We start from the raw sequence: 2,971 nt of genomic DNA on the forward strand, positions 1-2,971 counted from the left end.
TTATGATTTTGACGCTACGGCGGCACCTTCTCATCAAAAGTTATTTAAAATTCACGGCACTTTAGAAAAAGATAAATCTTATGGTGATGCCTCTAAGATGGTGATCACTGAGGGAGACTACGCTGATACTGAAGAATATCGTGAATTTATTTACGATCGTTTAAAGGGTGACCTAACTGACTCCCATATGATTATTGTAGGGTACTCTTTGAGTGATCCAGCGATCAAAGAGATAATAGATCGTGTTCTTAGAATACGAAAAGACGGCGCGTCATCGTGTAAAATATATGTACTAATGTTTCAGGAAGATCCGAGTCGTGCAAAGATCCTAGAGTCGAAAGGTGTAACTGTTTGCTTTGGCGGAGTTGATAGTTTTTTTAATGAGTTAAGCAAGTACGCACCAGATACTGAAATTGTTTTTAGTACAGATTCTACTTCGATTGAAAGATATCCTGACTTGGTTCCGATAACCTTTTCGGTTGCCGACTTTATCAACAGGGACTCTAACGTAAGTGCCATGTATAACGGGGCGCCTGCAACCTATGCTGATATCGCGTCTAAGATGACCTTTGAGCGCACATTGACCAATGAACTTCAGTCAAAGTTCTCTGATGATAAACTTTTGTTTTTTTCTGTATTAGGAGCTAGTGGTGTCGGGAAAACTACTGCGGCTCGCCAATTAGTTAAGGCACTACACGACCAAGGTTTTGAATGCTTTGAACACAATACAGACTATGATTTGAACCCCGATGCTTGGTTTAGGTATGCAAAGGAATTTGAGTCTGAAAAGCGAACGGTTCTACTTGTCGACGATGCCAGCTCATACTTGAATAAGATAAATGTACTGGTAGATAAGATTGCGATTGAAGGGCTGAAAAATTTTAAGCTAATACTATCGTCAGTTACTAATCAATGGCTCCCGAGAGTTAAGAGCCCCGCGCTTTTTAAACTCGGAACTGAAACGCGACTAAGAAGGCTTGATCGGGCTGAGATTGATAGTCTTATAGCCTTGGTTGAAAATAATCCAAATTTAAATAAGTTGGCGGAAGAATCTTTTAGTGGGTTCTCGAGATACGAGCGTCGGAGGCGCCTTGTTGATCGCTGTGACTCTGATATGTTTGTCTGTTTAAAGAATATTTTTGCCTCAGAGAAGTTTGACGACATTATCCTCCGAGAATATTCTTCCCTCGATGAAGGGTCTCAAGAGATTTATCGACTAGTTGCGGCGATGGAAAACGCTGGAGTGAGGGTTCACAGGCAGCTAGTTATTAGGATGTTGAATGTTGATGCCGAGTCTATACCATTAATCCTGGCAAAATTAACTGACATTATAACCGAGTATACGGTCAGCGCGCGGGACGGGATTTATGGTTGGAGAGGGCGTCACAGTATAATCACTGGGATAATCGCAAAGTATAAGTTTAATGATACGGAAGAATTATATCGATTATTTGAGTCTGTTATCGACGCTATTTCGCCGACATATGAAATTGAGATTAGAACTATTAGGGAGCTGTGCAGTGTTGACGGCGGAGTTCAAAGTCTACCGGATAGGAATAAAAGGAATCATATTTTGCGGAGGATGATGTCTGTAGCCCCTGGCGAAATTTTGCCTCGACACAGACTGATTAGAAATCTAATTGAAATGGGTGAGTTTGATAAGGCCGAAACAGAAATTAGAATATTTGAGAAAGATTTTAAACGCGATCCTTCAGTGGAACGATACAAGGTTAAATTAATGGTTGAGAGAGCAGAGAAGACCCAAGGTTTAATGTTTGAGGATCGTAAAGTTATTCTTCAAGAGGCGTCAGAGCTGGCTCAAGTCTTGGTGGAGCGTTACAGTGACAACAAATATGTTCTATCGTCTTATTGTGACGCTGCTATCGCCTTGTGTGAGCTTACTGGGAACTTTGAACAGATAGATGAGGCTTTGAAGCAGCTTAAACAGGCAGAAGCGAGAGTTGGCGATCCTGAGATCAGCAAGTACGTAATTAAATACGAACGAAAGCTGGCGTCTCTTGTAGATGTTGGTTGATATCACTTAGCTAGGAAGGGCCTACAGGTCCTTCCCTACCCAGACAACTTTACCAATGACCTCAAGCGATGGGAGGTCTGTAGTTGATATCTCCTGAGGCGGATATTCTTTGTTGTCACTCAATAATTGCACTCCATCATTCCAGAGTGTCTGAATCCTCTTAACTAGCAAGTGATCTCCGTTTCGAATGACATAGATATGTCCGTCTCGCAACTTTCGTTCGCTAGTATCTACCATCACTGTTTCATTGTCTGAAATCGTTGGCTCCATCGAGTCGCCTTTCGCGAACACAAGCGCAAGGTCGCCATCGTTGAATCCTCTATATCTTAGCCACTTTCGTCTAAACGCCAGCTCCCGCGTTGGCGCTTCATCTCCAGCAATTGATCCATGACCGGCGGCTACCTGAACGTTGTAGCCAGGAATAAGAGCAAACTCTTCGTCAAATTGAGAATCGGACTTTTCTGGTTCTTTCCCGGTCGCTAGCCATTCCACTGATACTCCGGCCGCTTTTGCAATGCGCAGTAAACTGTCCAGTCGGGGCAGGGCGCCGTTCAGAATATTTCTAAAAGTGCTGTCTCCCATTCCTGCCTTGTGTGCGAACGACCTTGCCGATCCGTTGCCAATTAGTGCCTTCAAGCGTTCAGTGAAGCCGTTGTCGTCAACAGTTTGCTGCTCTTCTGACTTTTTTTCTTGACGCATCTTCTAATATCACCAGTTAAAGGCTTAAAAATCTAGCAGTTTACTGTTGACTGCGAGCTTTTTAAGGCTTATATTCTGCTTATGGTCAGTAAACTGCTCAGCTGTGAGCAGCTAAATGTGGAAATTAGTGTAGCAGAGTGCAAAACAGTGGACGAGCAAAAGCAAATCATCCTGATCGCAACCCCTGTCATGACCCAGGACCGCTACGCCCAGCTCACGGGCTTAACGGAAGGGCAG

The 2,971-nt window shown here is 43.4% G+C and carries 2 protein-coding genes; one reads left to right on the forward strand and one right to left on the reverse strand.

Annotated elements, in window-relative coordinates; translation table 11 throughout:
• The coding region (locus FCS96_RS00170) for an SIR2 family protein (RefSeq protein WP_138438243.1) at positions 1–2,035 on the forward strand (2,035 nt) is incomplete at its 5' end.
• A 21-nt stretch (positions 2,036–2,056) separates the two neighbouring features.
• On the opposite strand, the gene FCS96_RS00175 is transcribed toward FCS96_RS00170, so the two are convergent.
• A complete protein-coding gene (locus FCS96_RS00175) occupies positions 2,057–2,734 on the reverse strand; it encodes an XRE family transcriptional regulator (protein ID WP_138438244.1) in 678 nt (225 codons plus the stop codon).
• Between the last annotated feature and the right edge of the window lie 237 nt (positions 2,735–2,971).

Source organism: Marinobacter alexandrii (assembly GCF_005871205.1).
GTDB lineage: Bacteria > Pseudomonadota > Gammaproteobacteria > Pseudomonadales > Oleiphilaceae > Marinobacter > Marinobacter alexandrii.